The following is an 18,726-nucleotide window of genomic DNA, read 5'->3' as shown; positions in this document are numbered from 1 at the left end:
GGCTTCCTCCTTAAAATGTAAATCTAGCAACGGAGATTGTAGCATTGCCCGATTTTTTCTTCTGTAGCACAAGCGACTCCACCTGCGCATAACGCATCGCTGCAGGCTCACTCACGCCGTATGCTCCTGTATATTTAAACACTGTTTCTGAAGGTGATGGGAAATCAATTTCATTTAATTCAGCTGGTGAATACGTTACAAATTCCCAGTCATATTTCTTTGTTACCTCAAGGAAGCATTGCTCATCTTTCTTTAGATCAATCGTACATAGTGCTTTAACACTTTTTTTCGAAAGTTTCAGCTCTGCAAGGGTTTCATCAATAACTTGCTCAATTTCTTCCACCGATGTCCCACGATTACAGCCCATGCCAAGCACAACCGATTTTGGTCGATAAATAACACCATTTTCAAGAAGTACTTCTTCTTCAGGTTCTATGATGCGATCTGTAATAAGCAATGTCGCATGTGGTTTCGCTTCAATCGCAGCATGCGTTGACGAATAAATTTTAATTTGCTCAGGCATTGGTGTATCACGCATCCACCAGTCGCGCTCACCCGTTTCTTGAACGATTGCGACATGCTCCTCGTTAACAACAGAAGCACTTACTGGTGTTAGTTTATCCGCACTGTCCCATACCCAGCCAAAACGTGCACCGAATAAATCAACAGGGATCGTCTTTTGCACATCTGAAGCTGTTGTTATAATTGGATTAGCTCCAAGTGCTGCAGCTACTTCATGTGTCAGCTCATTGGCTCCGCCTAGATGTCCAGATAACACACTAATAACATTTTCACCACGGTCATCAATGACAACAACGCCTGGATCTGTCTTTTTATCCTTTAATATCGGTGCGATCATGCGTACAACTGCACCGAGTGAAATGATTAAAATTAAACCTTTATATTGCTTAAACAAGGTTGGCAGCAGCAAACGCACAGTACCTGTAAACATTTGTATATGCTTTTCTGCTTCATCGCCCTGCTCAAATTTACTCATGTAATATAAATCGCTCGCCGCAAAAGTATGCTGCAAGCGACGTCCAAGTTGAACACCATGCTTAGTGATGGCTACAACAGCATAAGAATTTCGTTGCTCAACTTCTGGTAAGACACCCTCTTGTAACTCAATCACTCGTCTTCACGCCTTTTCTAAAGCCATGTGTAAAGGTAGCATCATATAATTTCGAACGATATTGATCCTTATCATGAATAGTCGGATCTAATGCCCAGCCAGCTAAAATCATCGCATGCTTACGAATACCATTCACACGCATTGCTTCATCCAGTTCAATTAATGTTGTACGTACGATTTTTTGATCTGGCCAAGAAGCTCTTTGAATAACAGCTACTGGTGTATCATCAGCCCAGCCTGCACTCTGCAATTCTTTTACGATTTTCTTCGTTAGCGTTGCACTTAGGAATAATGCAATTGTACAGTGGTGACTCGCTAAATCGCGTAGCTTTTCAAATTCCGGCACAGGTGTACGTCCTTCGGCACGCGTTAAAATAAGCGTTTGTGTTAAGTCAGGAATTGTTAATTCTGCCCCGATTGCCGCTGCAGAAGCGAAGACAGAGCTAACACCAGGAATCACCTCGTAGCCAATGCCTTCTTTTTTTAATAGGGCCACTTGCTCCATGATCGCGCCATACATAGCAGGGTCTCCTGTATGCATACGAGCAACTACTTTACCCGCATTGACGCGATCTACCATGACCGCTACCATTTCCTCTAAATGCATACCAGCTGTACGGATAACCTCCGCATCTGGCTTTGCTTTTGCAATAAGATCTTCATTTACTAACGAATCTGTATACATGACAACGTCCGCTGTTTGAAGCATATGTAAACCTTTTACTGTAATTAAATCTGGATCACCAGGACCAGCGCCGACAATATATATTTTCTTCATTATTTTCGCACCACCATTAACGTTAAATATTCTAAATCAACACCGTCTAGCTCGCGCACATCCCAAATAACCTCCTCGTCAGACGTTACCTTTGTTACGACAGATGCCTTATCAAGTAAATCTAAATCACGTAGTACCTCAAGCATTAAATCAATAACCTTCGCTACTTTTATGAACACCACTGCATCGTGACTTTCAATCGCTTCACGCATTGCATCATAGTCATCGTAGGCAGGTACGATGGCAACACGGTCATCACCATCTGCCAGCGCAATTCCTAAACGTGATGCCGAACCATTGAATGAAGAAATACCTGGAACTGTTTGAATTTCAACATCTGGATGCATGTCCTGCATAAGCTTCATCATATGGATGAACGTACTATATAATAGTGGGTCTCCCTCTGTTACGAATGCGACGTCTTTGCCTTCTTTTAATTTTCCATAGACAAGTTCAACAGATTTTGTCCATTCACGTTCTAAAACAGCCTCATCCTTAGTCATTGGGAATACTAGGCCAAGCATATCCTTTTCTTCTGGATTTATGTAAACATCTACAATTCGATGTGCATAGCTTTTACTGCCTTTTAACTTTTTTGGATACGCAATAACAGGCGACTCCTGAATGACGCGGAAAGCTTTAACTGTAATTAACTCTGGATCGCCAGGACCTACGCCCAAGCCATATAAAATACCAAGATTACTCATGATTTTCTTCCTTTCGATATGCAGAAATAATATAAATTGGATTTAATGGGACAAAACGTGTCATATCTAAAATTGGTTTACTGCGCGCAAGCTGTGCCTGTAATATGTCAACAGCAAAGCCACAAGCCTTAAACGCTTCGACTGCCTTATATAAATTTTCAATGGTTGCAGCGTTCAATACAATGCGACCATTTGGCTTCAATCGAGTACAGCACAATTGTAATAGCTCCACCATTTCGCCTCCTGTGCCGCCGATAAAAATCGCATCCGGATCAGGGAAGTTATCCAGTCCTGCAGGTGCTTTACTATGAATAGCTGTTATATCAACACGGAATTTCTGCTGATTTTGCAGGCAATTTTCTAAATCAGGTGCATTTTTCTCCACCGCATATACTTGACCTTCTGGTGCAAGCTTACCAGCCTCAATCGCCATAGACCCTGTGCATGTACCTACGTCCCAAACGATGCTATCCTTTTGTAGCTGCATCGCTTGTAAACTTAAGACACGAATTTCTTTTTTCGTAATAAGCCCTTTATCCGGCTTACGCTGTGAGAATTCTTCATCATCGATACCGAGCGTATAGCGTTTCGGTTCTGATATTTGTTTTAATATTACGACATTTAAAGGAGAAAAGTCTGTAGTCTCTAATTCATCAAGAGAATACGAGCCACATTTTTCATTAATGCCCTGTAAATTTTCTGCTACAAATGTGCTGTATTCTGTCATACCAAAATGCTTTAAATAGCGTGCTAGCTCATTAGGATTATTATCAGCATCTGTTAAAAGGGCCACTTTCTTTTTCCCATCAATACGTTGCGCCAAGCCTTTCATAGAGCGTCCATGAATACTTGTGACATAAGCATCCTGCCAGCTTTCTCCCATCTTCGAAAAAGCAAGCTGTACCGAGCTCATATATGGGTAAACCTCAATGTCTAGCTTTTTCGCTAAATACCCACCGATTCCGTAAAATAATGGATCACCCGACGCTAGAATAACAGTATTTCTTGTTTCTGCAGATAATCTTTCAACAAGCGCTGTAAGACCACCTTTAATCAATATTTTTTCTCCAGTAAAGCTCGGGAAAAATTCTAGAACACGCTCCCCACCAACAAGTACCTCACAGTCTTCAATCCACTGTACATATTGCGGTAGTAAGCTTTCTTGTCCGTTATCCCCGATCCCAATCAATTTCATCGATCGATGCAATGTCATCAGCCCTTCCTAATAATTGTCCCTGCATCGAATAGATCGATGTGGAAAGCGTTAAACCGCCTCTAACATGATGTAATGAAGAATAGCAACAAGCCTCACATAAACGGTGAAAGAAAGCATCATAGCCCTTCTCTGCCATAATTTCGCCGACTTGCGAAGCAGTATTGGCCTCGCGTACCTCAGCTACGGTCACTTCATCTGCACCAATATCCACTGCTAATTGTGCTAAAAAGTTAAAATCAATCGGAGCACTTTTGGAATGTACCATCATGACCCCTTGTGCCACCTTCGAAAATTTACCCATCATACCAACTAGTGAAACTTGTTTAATACCAAGTCGTTTACAATGCTTTAATGTAAAGCCAACAAAGTCGCCCATCTCTATAAACGCTTCCTCTGGCAAATGCGGATACTGTGCCATCCCAAATTTTTCACTGCGTCCACCAGTAGTCACGACTAAATGTTCACAACCAGCTGCCTTTGCAACACTGATAGCTTGAACGATACTTGCCATATAAGCGGAACTTGAAAAAGGCACGACGGTTCCCCTTGTGCCTAAAATGGAGATGCCTCCAATAATACCAAGTCGCCCATTTAACGTTTTTTTTGCAATTTCCTCACCTTCAGGGACAGAAATCACTACATTGACTCCTCTGTCAATTTCAAAATCGTCAAGCACACCCTGTACAGTACTATGAATCATCTTCCGTGGCACAGGATTAATCGCTGCTTCGCCAACAGGTACTGGTAAGCCGGGCTTTGTTACGCGCCCGACACCAATCCCTCCGTCTAAATGAATGCCCGGTGTGTCTGCCCAGCTCACTGTACCAATAATAAGTGCCTTATGTGTAGCATCTGGATCATCACCAGCATCTTTAATCGTTTCACAACTTACAGCATTATTCTGAAATGTACATTTTTCTATCGTAAAGGTTGCATCTCGCCCAATCGGCAAATGAATTGTACTTGTTTCTTGCTCTTCATTTGAAATTAAGGCCAGTAATGCAGCCTTCGTTACAGCAGTTGCACAGGCTCCCGTTGTATAACCGTGACGCATGTCCTTGGGATCCTTTTTAGGCTTCCGCTCCATTATTTTTTCGCCTGTTCATCCGCTAAAAGTGAAACAGCATTCAATGCGGCAACCGTCACTGTACTACCGCCTTTACGACCAACATTTGTAATATACGGAATACCTTCTAGTTTCAACAGCTCTTCCTTTGACTCAGCAGCAGAAACGAAGCCAACTGGCATACCAATAATTAAATCTGGTTTCGCTAAGCCTTCTTTAATTAAACGAATTAATTCAAGCAATGCTGTCGGTGCATTACCAATTGCATAAATACCACCTTTATGTAATTTAGCAGCCTTTTGCATAGAGATAATCGCACGCGTAGTGCTTTGTTTTTTCGCTTCAATTGAAACGTCTTCATCTGCAATATAGCAGTGTAAATCGCCACCATGCTTTTGGAAGCGTTTTTTCCCTGAACCACTTTCAATCATTTGCACATCTGCAATGACATGGCGACCTGCAAGAATTGATTTAATACCTGCTTCAATCGCTCCTGGTGTAATAATAACGCTACGTCCTAGTTCAAAGTCAGCAGAAGCATGAATGATGCGGCGTACAATTTTCCACTCGTCTTCTGAGAAATTATGCTCGCCCATTTCCTCTGCAATAATTGAAAAACTGTAATCGTAAATTTTATCTGGGTCTACTGTTAATGGTTTGAAATCTGTTTTAAAGTCCATCTGGATTGCCTCCTAAAGTGTGTTTTGTACAGCTTGTACTACATCTTCGAATGTAGAATATTGCTGTCCGTATTTTATATTTGGTCTTGCAATTAAAATCGTTTCAATGCCACATGCAAGGGCAGCGTCTAGCTTTTCATCCACCGAGCCTACCTTGCCGCTTTCTTTCGTAATCATCAATGTCACATCATATTGACGAAACAGTGCTTCGTTTAATTCCTTTGAAAAAGGACCTTGTATCGCAACGATATCTTTTTGTGCCACACCAAGTGCTTCACATTTTTCCATATTATCGAGTCGAGGAAGCATGCGCGCGATCACTCGCGTATTTTCTAAGCCATGTAATACCTTTGTAAAGGTCGCTAAGGTTTTACTGCCCGTCGTCAGCATGATAACACCACGTTTTTCAGCTGCTAACTGGGCAGCCTCCTCGTAATCTTTCACAACCGTAATAAGGGGATGTGCATAATGTTCATGGGCACGTTCATAGCGAATATACGGTACATTTGCTTGCTCCGCTGCTGCCATCGCATTTTTTGAAGCTTCTTCAGCAAATGGATGAGAGGCATCTACAACTAAACGGTACCCTTGCTCTGTGATAATCGTCGCCATTTCCTCAGCTGTTAATCGTCCGACTAAATGAGGAAGGCCCACTTCTGCAAGGCTTGAAGCGGCTGATTCAGTAACGACGGTTGCCGTCACAGCGTAACCCGCGGACTGTAATTCAAGTGCTAGATTCCTTGCATCACTCGTCCCTGCTAACATGAAAATCATTGCACCGGCTCCTCTTCATGGTGATGATCGTGGTCATGGTCATGGTCATGGTCATGGTCGTGATTGTGGTGTTCATGGTCATGGTCGTGATCATGGTGGTCATGTCCATGGTCGTGGTCATGATGGTGATGATGATGCGCATGACCATGCACCGCCGCATAAGCACGATAGTTTTCTAAATCTTGCATGCCTGTTGATGTACCATTCACAGCTTGCTCAATACGCTCTAATAACACATTTTGCAAACGCTCATGATAGCCAAAATAGTTGGCAATTTGAATATCACAGTCAGGATATTTTTCGTTAAACTTCTTACACATACCATTCATACGTTCCATGAGGATACCTGTGAATAAAAAGTACGGTAGCATAATGATTTTTTTAGCACCAAGCTTCACACAGCGCTCAATACCTTCTTCAACACGAGGATCTGTCACACCCATAAAGGCGCTTTCCACAAACTGAACCGGAAGTTTTTCCCACAACAGGCGTGTAATCTTATAAAAATCACCATTTGCAGATGGGTCACTACCGCCTCGTGCAATTAATAAAATGGCAGTATCCTTATGTTCTTCTTCCACATTGAATCCAATTTCTGCTAAACGGTCTTCTAAAATAGCAAATATTTCTTCATGGATTCCGATTGTTTGGCCATATGTGAACGTTATATTTGGATAATGCTCACGCGCATGTTCGATTTCTGCTGGAATATGCAGTTTTGAATGTCCCGCATGAAGAAGAATAATCGGAATAACATGCACCTCTGTAGCGCCCTTCTTCACACAGTTCGTAATACCTTCTTCAATGTTCGGCGAGGCAAACTCTAAAAAACATGTTTCTACTAAAAAACTCTCATCAATACGAGGTGTCATTTGCTCGATAAACGTGCGTACCTCATCATTTCCTGCTGCTAAACGGCTCCCGTGGCCGACAAATAAAATTGCTTTCATCTCATTACCCCTCACTAGTCGCCGCATGGAGCTGGCTCAACTTTTATTTTTGAAGACATATCCTGATACGTAAAATGAAGTATCTTTTTCACACGTTTGAAGTATTTAAACAAACGTTCATTTGGATGTGCATTTGCTTTATACTCTTCGATAATGTCTGTAATTAGCGGTATAAGCTGCTCAGGCTCTAAGCCCTCAACAACAGGCTGGGCCGCATGTGCTGTACGGCCAACCGGCTTAGCACCAATAAAAACATCAAACTTACTTTTGCGATAAACAATCCCAATATCATCAAATACCGCTCGATAACATGCCATACCACAGCCGTTAAAACCAATATTTAACGTTTTCGGTAACGACATTCCCCCAAGCTTTTCTTGAATCTCTTCTGCATAAGGAATCGAATCGAACTTTTCTCCGTAACAGAAGTCACAAGCCTTTAACGAAAGCACGTCACCAATTGGTGCTAGTAAAAAGCCAACTTCACGAAGCTTTGCTGTAATCTCTTCAGGCGCAGCTGTTGGAATTTTCAAATGAATTTGATGGTCTGGTGTATACTCCATCGTGCCTTCCTCTCCAACAACTTCTGCTAAAGTCATCATTTGTTGAGGAGAAAAGAACTTATTGGCTACTCCTGGACTAACAGCTAATTCAAAAATAGATTCAATTTTTTGGTGAATAAGCTTGGGTGTTGCCTTCACAGCACTTGTTCCCTTCACCATCGCTAGTGCTGTTGTCGCCATTTCAAGTGATGACTTTTTTTTAGGCTTTGGTTCTGGTGTTATCGCTAAACTGGACTTGATTCGATTTGCATTAGGATCTGTCGCAAAATCATTACGCGCCTGTCCTGTTTCTTGATTCATTGCCCACGGTTCATTTTCTTCTTTCAGTCGTTGATGTGGTCGTAACGGTTGTTTTTCTTCGCCAAGTGTATATTTACGCTGATAACCACGTGGCGTAATCATTTTATTGTCGTAGAAGAACGTTGATGAATTTCCAATCACAACGGTTGTTAGCATACCAATATCGTGTTCTAGCATTTCTGCCAAAGTCGTCATTGTAATTTCCTGGCGTTCACGATACGCGCTTTTCACAAGTCCTACCGGCGTATCTGGAGAGCGATATTCTAATAAAATTCGTTGTGCCTCCACAATTTGTCTCGTACGACGACCACTCTTTGGGTTATAAAGAGCAATAACAAAATCCGCCATTGCGGCTGCTTCTACTCGTTTTGCAATTAAATTCCAAGGCGTTAAGTGGTCACTTAAACTAATCGTACAGGCGTCATGCATAATCGGAGCACCTAGTAAACTTGCACACGAATTGATAGCCGAAATACCCGGAACAATTTCTACCTCAACACCAGTTGCTTCCGTCCAGCCTAGCTCGATTAATACCTCATACACTAATCCCGCCATGCCATAGACACCAGCATCTCCGCTCGAAATAACAGATACGATACTGCCTGCCTCTGCTTGGCGGACCGCTTCCTGTGCACGTGAAACCTCTTCTGTCATACCGGTACTAATAATTGACTTTGCACTTACTAAATCCTGAATAAGTTCAACATAAGTTTTATAGCCTATGATCATATCACTTTGTTGTAGTGCCTCCACAGCACGAGTCGTAATATGTTTAAAATCTCCAGGTCCAAAGCCAACTACGAAAATCTTCCCTTTTTGCGACATTTTGTTACCCCTCTTTCACCTTTTCAATACCTTTAATGGCTGTTGTTTGTGCTGTACGCTGTAACGAACCTTCACGCAGTGTAAAGACATGCTCATTATGTAACGATTCGTGATTTAAATCTTGAACAAGTGCCCGCGCATGCTCTGTGGTCGGCACACGGTACCAATTCCCTTGAGGATAAGCGATGACAACACAAGCATCCTTACACCTACCATTACAGCGTGTCCTTGTCGTATGTATTTCCTTATCAATCGCCAGCAACTGAATTTCATCACGGATTGCCTGTGTAATTTCCTCTCCATCTTTTTTCATACAGCTACTGCCATTGCAAATAAAAAGATGCGTTTTCATCCCCTCTAAATTCCATGTTGTCATTGTTGTTCTCCCCTCATTTGCTTTTAGGAAAAAGAAAAAACCTTTACTCTAGACGAAGAGTAAAGGTTTTGTAGAAGCCAAATTAAAACGAATATATACAGGTACTCGCTCTCGCTTCAACTTCTCCCTCCGAAAAGTTTGCATGCATTTATCGCAATAAGCAGGTTTCCTGACTTAAGCTTCCTTTTACTTTCGCGCCTTCCCAAGTTTTCACTAGTGGCATTTGCGATTTCATCAGCTATTACAGTAGCGGGGGCTGTATCGGATTTTCACCGATTTCCCTATTATCTCGAAAATATTCGAGCACTTATTGACGTTTTTATATGAAATTGTATTTTTTATGTAATAGAAATCTGTCTCTATCATAGCTTATTTTTTTAAAATTTCAATATTTCTTTCTTAATTTGTGACATTTTTATTAATTATTCAGCAAATTTCCCCTAGAAAAAAGGGAAATTCCTCTTCTGTATTATCCGAATTTTCTACAATGCCCCTCAATTTAAAAAATTTTTCATAAAAAAGATAGCTTGTTTACGGAAATTCATGTTACACTTTGTCGTGAAATCTCACAACTTCATCTTTTTTCGGTGCGAATTGTTCATCAATTCGCTTAAAAGGGAAGCCGGTTTAAGTCCGGCGCGGTCCCGCCACTGTACTAGGGAGTTTTATAGATAATGTCACTGTCCAAAGGATGGGAAGGCCTATAAAACGTTGAACTAAAGCCAGGAGACCTGCCGAAAAATAAGTGATCGTTTCAACCTACGAGGATAGGTGTGCGCCTAGCAGATTAGATTTTTAATTACTTTTTTAGCTATGCACTTTTCCTGAATCGGAGAAGTGTTTTTTTATCTTCATTTTCATCTCAAGGTGGTAGATGCGTACAGATATGGTTCCGGTTGAGGAGCAAAACACCTATTTTATGGCAAGGTGAAATAATTTCGTTCGCACGCTAATTCGAAAATTTTAATGTAAGGAGGAGAGATTTTGAAATTCTCAGGTTGGAAGCTTAGTTATTTCTTACTGGCATTTTTATTCGTGCCAAATCGTGCATTTGCTATGCATATCATGGAGGGCTTTTTGCCGATTGAATGGGCAATTTTTTGGTGGGTCATTTCCATTCCATTTATTATTTTAGGATTACGTTCAATTCGCAAAACCATTGATGAAAATCCTGAAACAAAAATGATACTAGGTTTATCGGGTGCCTTCGCCTTTGTGCTATCAGCCTTAAAAATCCCTTCTGTAACAGGGAGTTGCTCGCACCCGACAGGAGTTGGACTTGGGACTGTTCTTTTTGGGCCACTAGCTATGAGTGTGATCGGGACAATCGTATTATTATTCCAATCTTTACTTTTAGCACATGGTGGACTTACAACTTTAGGGGCAAACGCCTTTTCCATGGCAATTGTTGGTCCTATTATTGCTTACTATGTTTTTAAAGGCTCACAAAAAATAGGGCTATCATTTTCCATAGCTGTCTTTTTAGCAGCAATGCTTGGTGACTTAGGTACATATGTTGTCACTTCTGTACAGTTAGCTCTTGCCTTCCCTTCTGAAGTAGGAGGATTTATGGCTTCATTCACAAAATTTGCTGGTATTTTTGCATTAACACAAATTCCTCTCGCTATTAGTGAAGGAATTTTAACAGTGATCGTTATGAACTTCTTGAAAAAATATAATTTGAGCGAACTAAAAGCATTACGTGTTTTCTCAGCAAAGGAGGCACACTAATATGAAAAAAAATTTACTGCTCCTAGCAATTGTTGTGTTTCTAGCAATCTTCCCTCTCTTTATCCAAAAAGGTGCAGAATTTGAAGGGGCTGATGGCCAAGCAGAAGCAGCGATTAGTGAAATTAACGCTGACTACGAACCTTGGTTTGAAAGCATATGGGAGCCACCGAGTGGTGAAATTGAAAGCTTATTATTCGCACTACAAGCTGCTATCGGCGCTGGATTTATCGGCTATTTTATCGGCTTAATGCGCGGCAAACATAAAGAAGGTTAAACGCTATGTTACTCATTGATAAGTATGCATATATGAATAAACTAGCGTCTGTTCATCCGCTAGAAAAAATGACGTTATCCCTGGGATTACTATTATTGTCGCTTATCATTAGAGATGAACGAATTTCACTCATTACATTTATTGTGATGAGTGCTTTTATCATTCTAAGCGCAAAAATTCCATTTAAATATTATGCAAAACTACTATTGCTACCAGGATTTTTTTTACTTTCAAGTTTAGTATCCATATTAATTTCTATAGCACCATCAACAAGCACGCTACCTGCTCACATATGGTCTTTCACTGTAAATAATTGGACAATTTTCGTCAGCAGTGCAAGCATAACGATAGCACAGCAGCTTTTTTTCATCGTCCTTGGCAGCACTAGTTGTTTGTATTTTTTAATTCTTACAACATCGGTACAATCAATTTGCTATGTTCTACGACAATGGCGACTTCCTGTTTTATTTGTAGAGCTAGTAGAATTAACGTATCGTTTTATTTTTATATTTTTAGACAGTATGCAAAAAATTCATCTTGCCCAGCAGGCTCGCTTAGGTTACCGCTCCCCTATGCAGTGGCTACGCTCCATATCAATGCTGATTGCAGCATTATTAGCAGAGCTGTTTCAACGAAGTCGTGAGCTAAACAATGCAATGGAAGCACGCGGTGGCGAAACTGTCTATTGGCAAGAGAATGTTACCTATTGCATGAAAAACTGGCTAGGTATTGCTGCTATCTTTATTTCCCTCATCATTTATGGAGGTTTTTTCTGATGACAGACTTTTACTTTGAACTAAATCAATTATCCTACGCTTATGCCGATGGAACTCATGCTTTAACAGATATTACACTCCAAATTCCAAAAGGGAAAAAAATCGCTTTACTTGGTCATAATGGAGCTGGAAAGTCAACGTTATTTCAGCATTTAAACGGCATTTTGAAGCCTACCACTGGAAATATATCCTTTTGTGGCAAAGAACTTAACTATAGTAGAAAAGCATTAAAAGAATTACGCCAACAGGTTGGTATTGTTTTTCAGGATGCAGACAACCAGCTTTTTTCAGGTACAGTTAAGCAAGATATTGCATTTGGACCTTTGAACCTTGGTTGGACGACTGAAAAAATTGAAGAGAAAATAGCATGGGCTGTTGCTCAAACTGAAGTTGAACCATTACTCGATAAACCGATCCATTTTTTGAGTGTTGGACAGAAAAAACGTGTGGCAATGGCTGGAGTTCTAGCGATGGAACCATCTGTTTTATTATTAGATGAACCAACAGCTGGACTAGACAATTATTATGTTGCACAAGTTTTACAGTATTTAGCTAAATTAGAGAATGGTGAACGTACTATTTTACTAGCAACGCATGATATCCCATTAGCCTATGAATGGGCAGATCAAATAATCGTAATGGAAGCTGGGAAAATTATTTATAATGGAGACCCTGTTGAATTGTTCTATCAAGAAGAGTTACTTGAACGGGCCCATCTCGAACGCCCATGGGTCTTTGACATGACGATTGCCTTGCAAAAGAAGAAACTATTTGAGAAAAACATTACAATGCCCCGTTCAAAGGGAGATTTACAAAGACTAATTGAGCAGCTTTAAGACGATGCTTTAAGGTTATAACATTTCTTGGACTATAGTTGCGTTTTTAGCTCATCACCAAAAGTTGTGGATGACATTTGTTAAAATATATGCCCTGTATATTAGGTGATTGGAGTGTCAAGTTTCGCCGCTAACCAAGCGAACTTCGCCGCTAAAGCACCCTGTTCCGACGCTATCTAAGCGATTTTCGCCGCTAAAGCACCCTGTTCCGACGCCAACCAAGTGAACTTCGCCGCTAAAGCATCATGTTCCGCCGCTAACTAAGCGGCAGCGACAAATGTTTTATCTGTGCGAAAGCCAAAGCGTCCAGTCGGAACGGAAATCAACCACTCGTCATAGTGATGATTCATAGATTTTACATAAAGGAAAAATATAGATTGGTACTTTTGGAAAAATAACGACTTATTTACGAAACTTTTCTATCAGTCATCCGTATTAGTATAGATGTAACTTAAATCAACACAATCAAGGAGGTCATACAGTTGAAGAACTGGAAGAAAAAATCATTTGCTATAGTAGCATCTGCTGCACTAATGGTTCCTACTGCTTCTGCCTTTGCTGAAACACCACAAAAAGCAGAGAAGAACCCAGAGTCAGTGAAAGTAGCAAACAATCAGAAACAAACCGAAAAGAATCAAAAAGAATGGATTAGTCAGGATACAATTATCGTCAAGCACTCTGGTCTTGATAAGAATGTGCATAAAAAAATTGGCGCGAAAGTAATCCGCTCTATTCCTTCTTTAGGTTACGATGTTATCCAACTTAACAAGGGAGTAACTTTAGAAAAAGCAGTTTCATATTATGCAAATCAAAAAGGGGTTAAAAATGTTTCTCCAAGTTACATGTATCATTCCTTCGACACTGGCGTAGATCCAAAGAAAAATGATATGTATCATTTAAATCTGCTTGAAATTGATAAGGCCCTAGAATTAGCAGGCAATAATGAAGTAAAAGTTGCGGTTATCGATTCTGGTGTAGATTTTAAACATCCAGATTTAAAATCTCAAGTGCTTCCACCATATAATGCAGCAGCACCTGCCAATACTACTTCTACTGGTGACCATGGAACACATGTAGCAGGTATTATTGGAGCGGCAAAAGACAATGCTGTAGGAGGACATGGGGTTAATCCAAATGCTAAACTTATGCCAATTGATGTATTCAATGGAAAAGCTGGTGCCAATGATTTCGTCATTGCCCAAGGTATACTTTACGCTATTGAGCAAGGCGCTGATGTTATTAACATGAGCCTTGGTGGCTATGGAGAATCTCCACTAATGAAGGACGCTGTTCAGAAAGCTATTGATCATGGAATTACTGTTGTAGCGGCTGCAGGAAATGAATCCACAGATAATTACTCCTTCCCTGCTTCATACGAAGGTGTTATTAGCGTAGGTTCTACAAATGATCGAAACAAACTATCAAGCTATTCAAACTATGGTCCATCAGTTGACCTAGTAGCTCCAGGTGAAGATATATACAGTACTGTTCATGATCAGAAAAAAGGATCATCCTATGTGAAATTTAGTGGGACATCGATGGCATCTCCTGTTGTTGCAGGTGTAGCGTCTCTACTAAAATCAAAATATCCAAATTTAAAGCCTAATGAAATAGAAGCTATTCTCGAAATGACAGCAAAGGATTTAGGTGACAAGGACTATGATCTTACATATGGACATGGCCTCGTTAACCCTGTGAAAGCATTACAGTTTGATATAAAAAATCTACCTAAACAGTATTCAGAAACAAAAGAAGAGCGTATAAAAAACGCAAAAGTCCTCAAAAAGAATACACTAAATACAGAAAAAGGTGAATTCAAGCAACCGGACGAAAAGAAATGGTACAAGGTTGATCTGGAAGCAAAAGAATATGCGCAACTGACATTAAAAGGTGCAAACAAATATGATTATGCATTTGATTTGTACTTCTACCCTGAAGGTAACAACGGGGAAGTAGAACCAATCAACGTGAATGATGTTCGCGTAGGAAAGCAAGAAGGATATTTATATAAAGCAGATCAAAAGGGAACCCTTCTTGTCGGAGTAAAGGATCATAATGGCAGCTACGACTTAAAGGGCAAATCTAACTACATCTTCACAGCTCAAACAACGAAAGAATTACCAATTGATGCATTAGAAATGGACAAAATGGAGAAGATCGGAAAATTCCCATTCAGTACAGCAGGGAAAAACTATACCCTACTTTCTAAAGATCAGCAAAGTGACAAAGATTACTTTACATTTTCAGTAAAAGAACCAACGACACTGAAATTTGATTTATCTGGTATTCCAGGTGTTACAGCATCTATGGAACTTTATCTAAAAGAAGACTTAGATAATGTACCAGCAAAACAAGTCGATACTGAGGAAGTAGAAAAGGCCTATCCACTCCAAGCATCGTACGGCACAGGTAAAGGCGAAGAAGTAAGCCTTATTGTCGATGCTATGCCTGAAGAAGAGTATGTACTAAGCGTATCCAATGAAAACGGAAACGATTTCTCACTTGGAATGTTCTTTAGTGGCGGTATTGATACGAAAGAAAATATTAGTGAATCAATTATTCCTTACACATTAAAAGGAGCAACTGTTACCGTTCCTAAAGATGAAGACGGGCTTCCATTAATGGAGGAAATGCCAGAAGAAAACGTACAAAAAGATCAGTTACCTTTAACTGAAAGTAAAATAACAAAACGCAATGAAATAGATGATTTAATGACTATGCTCATGAATCCAGATGCAATGGAAAATCCAGAAAACGTGGATGCAATTATGGAGCATGCGATTCGTTTTGATATTGGTAAAGATCAAAAAGCATACTTCCAATCAGAATATGATACAGATTACTTCTTATTTAAAGCTAAAGAAGACGGCGTATATGGTTTCAACATTAAAAAAGGTATGAATCAAATGCCATCTGGTACTGTATTTGAATATGATGAAGAAACAAAAGAATTATTACCAATCTCTTCATTATCAAATGATTTAGGGCTAATGAGTCTATTCCTTGGATCAAAAAGTGATGAAAACGAAGCAAAAACGATTGCATTGAAAAAGGACAAAACCTATGTTGTAAAAGTTGGTAATCTCGGTGGCCGTTCTACAGAACCATATACACTTAAAACTAGTAAAGTGGCAGCTATTCCAGAAGGTCATAATAAAGCAAATAATACAGAAAAAACAGCTCAAAAGATTCAACCTGGTACTAGCTATAAAGATTATCTAGTTTATCATGATGATACGGATTTCTACTATTATAAACAACAAGGCAAAGATGAAGTCATGAGCCTTCTTGTTTCTTCCGTACTACTTGCAAATGAACAGCTAGATAAATTACCTAAAGAGCTACAAAACAACTTAAAATTCTCAGGCTCCATTATTGAAGACACAAATGGTAATATGGTAATTGATCCAAAAGAAATGGCAACAGAACTTCCATTTGGTCAACCTGAAAATATCTTTGAATTACTACTCGGTATATCGGGTACAACAGATGTAAATACTTCATTTAAAGCGAAAAAGGATCACGGTTATTTTATTGTTGTTAACGGCATGAAACTTGGACAAGTATCAACCCAACCATATAATTTAACATTGGTTGATCATACAAAAGTAGATGAAGATGCAGACTCCAAGTTAGTGAATGGTGTACCTTCAAAACTATCTACGCTTACGAAAAAAGACGATAAATGGGTAGCGGCTCAGTATTTAAATGCAGGTGTTCCATTTGGTGATAAGGACTACTTTGAATTTAACAATGACCGCAAACGCGATGTGCTCTTCTCTCTACAAACAGAAAAAGCACTCGATGGCGTTATCCGTATTATTGATGCAAAAGGAAAAACAGTAGAAACCTTAGATCTTTACGGAGCAGGAGATGCTGAAGTAGGTTCAGTTGAACTGGATGAAGGAACATACTATATTGAAGTAAGTGAAGCTGACGGCAAAGCAAGTACACAACCATATACACTTGAAATAAAATAACTTGAAAGTTTATCCCCTAGATGATGAAAAATCTAGGGGATATCTTTATCACGATCGACCGTGATGGATGAGATACTACTTCTTAACTAAAATACTTTACATAATTACAGTATTGGTCTTGTTTCATATTAAGATTCTCATATAGCTTCCTTGCATTAACATTATCCGTTGCCGTTTGAAGCGTCACATAGCGAGCATATTGCTGCTCACAATATTGAAATACTTTTTCCATCAGTGCCTTGCCCACCCCTAGGCTTCTAGCATCTTCTTTTACAAAAATATCATTTAATATGTATGCACGCTGTAAGGCAATGGACGAAAATGTCGGATATAATTGTGCAAAACCAATTGTATGTCCATTTTCTACAGCTACAAAAATAATGGATTCTTTTAAGACCATTCGTAATTGTAAAAATGCCTTCGCACTACTTACATCTGAATCAATTCCATAAAACTGGCGATATTCGTCAAAAAGCACAGTTAGCTCCTCTAGCTCATTCATTGTTGCTTGAAATATTTCCATCCTATTCTCCCCTTGTGTCTACTCATGATCGTCTAAAATTATGAATCTAGTTTTCATTATAAAGGAAATAATGGAATAAATAAAAGAATATCCATCATATTCAAGCAAGAGTTACTTTAGCATGATTTTCAGCTAAAAGTTCGGCAACGTAATGATTTGCCCAATATCTTCAGCTTCTATTCCGTCTCTTACCCAATGCGCTTGGAGCTGCTCGTCTTTATTACTTCTACAATGAACGGCCAACGCTTTTCCAATCATTAGTCACATGGTTTGTATCACAGCATTGGTGATGAATATCTTCAGCACCATCTACATCGGTCCTAACATTCAACATCAATACAAGAAGGTTTTTTACTGTACCTAAAGTTTTATATCCTTATTATTTTAAATAAGTTTGGAGGATTCCTATGCTAAAAAGAAAGTTTGGAGATCGTTCACAATGGCAACGAGTTATAGAAAGAAAATATGGGCAGTCATACCTTGATACTAAGGACTTTAAGGGTTTTATCACTTTAATAAAAACAGTAAAAGTGACAGAACCCCTTCTCGTGAACTATGGAGAGAAAAGATTATGTATTGTCGATAATGGCTATATATGGTTGCAACAATTTCCTCTTGAGAAAAACCATGCAGTAACAACAATGTTTGATGCTAACGGAGAAATAATTCAATGGTATATAGATATTTGCCATAAAAACTCAATAGAAGATAATGTACCTTATATGGATGATCTATTTTTAGACCTTATCTTGTTGCCATCAGGAGAGCTGATTGAAAAAGATGCTGAGGAATTAGAAGAAGCTTATGCGAATGGTATCATTGATAAATCTCTGTATGAATTGGCTTGGAGCGAGCTAAACAGTATAAAAAGAGATATACGTAACGATGAATTTAAATTGGTTAACCTTTCTATACAACATAAAAATATTTTAATTAATGATTCCATTTCATAAACTACATTTCTCTACTTTTCTATCGAGGTACCAACATCAAAGAGACAAGGTACTCAGTGTACGGATTAGGATTATCACATGCCAACTGTGCTTAAATAGAACATGCACGTTCAAGTTTTGTTTCATCCAACTGAAAAAAACTTTCAATCGCCCAACAAGACTTACAAATGTTGTCAATTTATTCAGCAGTAATATCCATTAAACTTGTCACGACACGTATTTCTTTACCCTTTTGATAGAAAGAGCTTGTTTTTCGATAAAAGCCCAAAAAGTTTCGATAAAATGA

18 protein-coding genes and 2 riboswitches are annotated in these 18,726 nt (G+C 39.4%); of the genes, 6 read left to right on the top strand and 12 right to left on the bottom strand.

The annotated features are described in order from the left end of the window. Positions 1–10: 10 nt before the first annotated feature. From QRN68_RS07710 to QRN68_RS07665, 10 genes are read right to left on the bottom strand one after another with little or no spacing between them, the layout of a single operon-like run. On the bottom strand, positions 11–1,132 hold the full coding sequence (locus QRN68_RS07710; protein ID WP_285396192.1) for a cobalt-precorrin 5A hydrolase: 1,122 nt from the start codon (positions 1,130–1,132) through the stop codon (positions 11–13). Beyond that, positions 1,125–1,910 (bottom strand): precorrin-4 C(11)-methyltransferase, encoded by a 786-nt coding sequence (cobM, locus tag QRN68_RS07705; RefSeq protein ID WP_285396191.1) that lies wholly within the window; start codon positions 1,908–1,910, stop codon positions 1,125–1,127. Before cobM ends, QRN68_RS07710 begins: the two co-directional genes overlap by 8 nt. After that, positions 1,910–2,617, bottom strand: coding sequence for a precorrin-2 C(20)-methyltransferase (gene cobI / locus QRN68_RS07700; protein ID WP_285396190.1), 708 nt, complete (start codon positions 2,615–2,617; stop codon positions 1,910–1,912). Before cobI ends, cobM begins: the two co-directional genes overlap by 1 nt. Next, a complete protein-coding gene (cbiE, locus tag QRN68_RS07695; protein ID WP_285396189.1) occupies positions 2,610–3,830 on the bottom strand; it encodes a precorrin-6y C5,15-methyltransferase (decarboxylating) subunit CbiE in 1,221 nt (406 codons plus the stop codon). The genes cobI and cbiE overlap by 8 nt, the downstream gene beginning before the upstream one ends. Beyond that, on the bottom strand, positions 3,787–4,920 hold the full coding sequence (locus tag QRN68_RS07690) for a cobalt-precorrin-5B (C(1))-methyltransferase (RefSeq protein WP_285396188.1): 1,134 nt from the start codon (positions 4,918–4,920) through the stop codon (positions 3,787–3,789). Before QRN68_RS07690 ends, cbiE begins: the two co-directional genes overlap by 44 nt. Then, positions 4,920–5,579: a precorrin-8X methylmutase gene (locus QRN68_RS07685; protein ID WP_285396187.1), complete on the bottom strand. Its 660-nt coding sequence runs from the start codon at positions 5,577–5,579 to the stop codon at positions 4,920–4,922. The genes QRN68_RS07690 and QRN68_RS07685 overlap by 1 nt, the downstream gene beginning before the upstream one ends. A gap of 12 nt (positions 5,580–5,591) precedes the next feature. Then, positions 5,592–6,353, bottom strand: a complete 762-nt coding sequence (cobK, locus tag QRN68_RS07680) for a precorrin-6A reductase (RefSeq protein WP_285396186.1) — start codon at positions 6,351–6,353, stop codon at positions 5,592–5,594. After that, positions 6,350–7,303, bottom strand: coding sequence for a sirohydrochlorin chelatase (locus QRN68_RS07675; protein ID WP_285396185.1), 954 nt, complete (start codon positions 7,301–7,303; stop codon positions 6,350–6,352). Before QRN68_RS07675 ends, cobK begins: the two co-directional genes overlap by 4 nt. A 14-nt stretch (positions 7,304–7,317) precedes the next feature. Then, positions 7,318–8,991, bottom strand: coding sequence for a precorrin-3B C(17)-methyltransferase (gene cobJ / locus QRN68_RS07670; RefSeq protein WP_285396184.1), 1,674 nt, complete (start codon positions 8,989–8,991; stop codon positions 7,318–7,320). Positions 8,992–8,995: 4 nt separating this feature from the next. Further along, positions 8,996–9,367 (bottom strand): (2Fe-2S) ferredoxin domain-containing protein, encoded by a 372-nt coding sequence (locus tag QRN68_RS07665; protein ID WP_285396183.1) that lies wholly within the window; start codon positions 9,365–9,367, stop codon positions 8,996–8,998. Positions 9,368–9,509: 142 nt separating this feature from the next. Beyond that, positions 9,510–9,693, bottom strand: a riboswitch (cobalamin riboswitch). Positions 9,694–9,935: 242 nt separating this feature from the next. Continuing rightward, positions 9,936–10,120, top strand: a riboswitch (cobalamin riboswitch). Between the two features lie 231 nt (positions 10,121–10,351). Between QRN68_RS07665 and QRN68_RS07660 the strand changes: the two genes are divergently transcribed. The 5 genes from QRN68_RS07660 (at position 10,352) to QRN68_RS07640 (ending at position 16,964) form a co-directional block, all read left to right on the top strand. Beyond that, on the top strand, positions 10,352–11,098 hold the full coding sequence (locus QRN68_RS07660) for an energy-coupling factor ABC transporter permease (RefSeq protein ID WP_285396182.1): 747 nt from the start codon (positions 10,352–10,354) through the stop codon (positions 11,096–11,098). A gap of 1 nt (position 11,099) precedes the next feature. Next, entirely contained in the window at positions 11,100–11,372 is a 273-nt protein-coding gene (locus QRN68_RS07655) for an energy-coupling factor ABC transporter substrate-binding protein (protein WP_285396180.1), read from the top strand. Positions 11,373–11,377: 5 nt separating this feature from the next. Continuing rightward, positions 11,378–12,148, top strand: a complete 771-nt coding sequence (gene cbiQ, locus QRN68_RS07650) for a cobalt ECF transporter T component CbiQ (protein ID WP_285396179.1) — start codon at positions 11,378–11,380, stop codon at positions 12,146–12,148. Further along, positions 12,148–12,984, top strand: a complete 837-nt coding sequence (locus QRN68_RS07645; RefSeq protein WP_285396178.1) for an energy-coupling factor ABC transporter ATP-binding protein — start codon at positions 12,148–12,150, stop codon at positions 12,982–12,984. The genes cbiQ and QRN68_RS07645 overlap by 1 nt, the downstream gene beginning before the upstream one ends. Before the next feature lie 482 nt (positions 12,985–13,466). After that, entirely contained in the window at positions 13,467–16,964 is a 3,498-nt protein-coding gene (locus QRN68_RS07640; protein WP_285396177.1) for a S8 family peptidase, read from the top strand. 82 nt (positions 16,965–17,046) lie between these two features. On the opposite strand, the gene QRN68_RS07635 is transcribed toward QRN68_RS07640, so the two are convergent. Together QRN68_RS07635 and QRN68_RS07630 are read right to left on the bottom strand one after the other, a co-directional pair. Further along, a complete protein-coding gene (locus QRN68_RS07635) occupies positions 17,047–17,487 on the bottom strand; it encodes a GNAT family N-acetyltransferase (RefSeq protein WP_285396176.1) in 441 nt (146 codons plus the stop codon). A 132-nt stretch (positions 17,488–17,619) separates the two neighbouring features. Next, on the bottom strand, positions 17,620–17,745 hold the full coding sequence (locus QRN68_RS07630) for a hypothetical protein (protein WP_285396175.1): 126 nt from the start codon (positions 17,743–17,745) through the stop codon (positions 17,620–17,622). A 149-nt stretch (positions 17,746–17,894) separates the two neighbouring features. Here QRN68_RS07630 and QRN68_RS07625 point away from each other — a divergent pair, with 149 nt between their 5' ends. After that, complete coding sequence (locus tag QRN68_RS07625) at positions 17,895–18,440, top strand: ribonuclease FAU-1 family protein (protein WP_285396174.1); 546 nt, start codon at positions 17,895–17,897, stop codon at positions 18,438–18,440. Positions 18,441–18,726: the final 286 nt, after the last annotated feature.

It is taken from the genome of Lysinibacillus sp. fls2-241-R2A-57 (assembly GCF_030209535.1).
Classification (GTDB): Bacteria; Bacillota; Bacilli; order Bacillales_A; family Planococcaceae; genus Lysinibacillus.
The sequence above is the reverse complement of the archived record's forward strand: the minus strand, read 5'-3'. Positions and strand labels throughout refer to the sequence as shown.

Coding starts and splice junctions, on each gene's coding strand:
- cbiE (WP_285396189.1), bottom strand. CDS start 3,830: ATGACATTGCATCGATCGATGAAATTGATTGGGATCGGGGATAACGGA.
- QRN68_RS07685 (WP_285396187.1), bottom strand. CDS start 5,579: ATGGACTTTAAAACAGATTTCAAACCATTAACAGTAGACCCAGATAAA.
- cobK (WP_285396186.1), bottom strand. CDS start 6,353: ATGATTTTCATGTTAGCAGGGACGAGTGATGCAAGGAATCTAGCACTT.
- cobI (WP_285396190.1), bottom strand. CDS start 2,617: ATGAGTAATCTTGGTATTTTATATGGCTTGGGCGTAGGTCCTGGCGAT.
- QRN68_RS07675 (WP_285396185.1), bottom strand. CDS start 7,303: ATGAAAGCAATTTTATTTGTCGGCCACGGGAGCCGTTTAGCAGCAGGA.
- QRN68_RS07665 (WP_285396183.1), bottom strand. CDS start 9,367: ATGACAACATGGAATTTAGAGGGGATGAAAACGCATCTTTTTATTTGC.
- cobM (WP_285396191.1), bottom strand. CDS start 1,910: ATGAAGAAAATATATATTGTCGGCGCTGGTCCTGGTGATCCAGATTTA.
- QRN68_RS07630 (WP_285396175.1), bottom strand. CDS start 17,745: ATGATTGGAAAAGCGTTGGCCGTTCATTGTAGAAGTAATAAAGACGAG.
- cbiQ (WP_285396179.1), top strand. CDS start 11,378: ATGTTACTCATTGATAAGTATGCATATATGAATAAACTAGCGTCTGTT.
- cobJ (WP_285396184.1), bottom strand. CDS start 8,991: ATGTCGCAAAAAGGGAAGATTTTCGTAGTTGGCTTTGGACCTGGAGAT.
- QRN68_RS07645 (WP_285396178.1), top strand. CDS start 12,148: ATGACAGACTTTTACTTTGAACTAAATCAATTATCCTACGCTTATGCC.
- QRN68_RS07635 (WP_285396176.1), bottom strand. CDS start 17,487: ATGGAAATATTTCAAGCAACAATGAATGAGCTAGAGGAGCTAACTGTG.
- QRN68_RS07625 (WP_285396174.1), top strand. CDS start 17,895: ATGCTAAAAAGAAAGTTTGGAGATCGTTCACAATGGCAACGAGTTATA.
- QRN68_RS07690 (WP_285396188.1), bottom strand. CDS start 4,920: ATGGAGCGGAAGCCTAAAAAGGATCCCAAGGACATGCGTCACGGTTAT.
- QRN68_RS07655 (WP_285396180.1), top strand. CDS start 11,100: ATGAAAAAAAATTTACTGCTCCTAGCAATTGTTGTGTTTCTAGCAATC.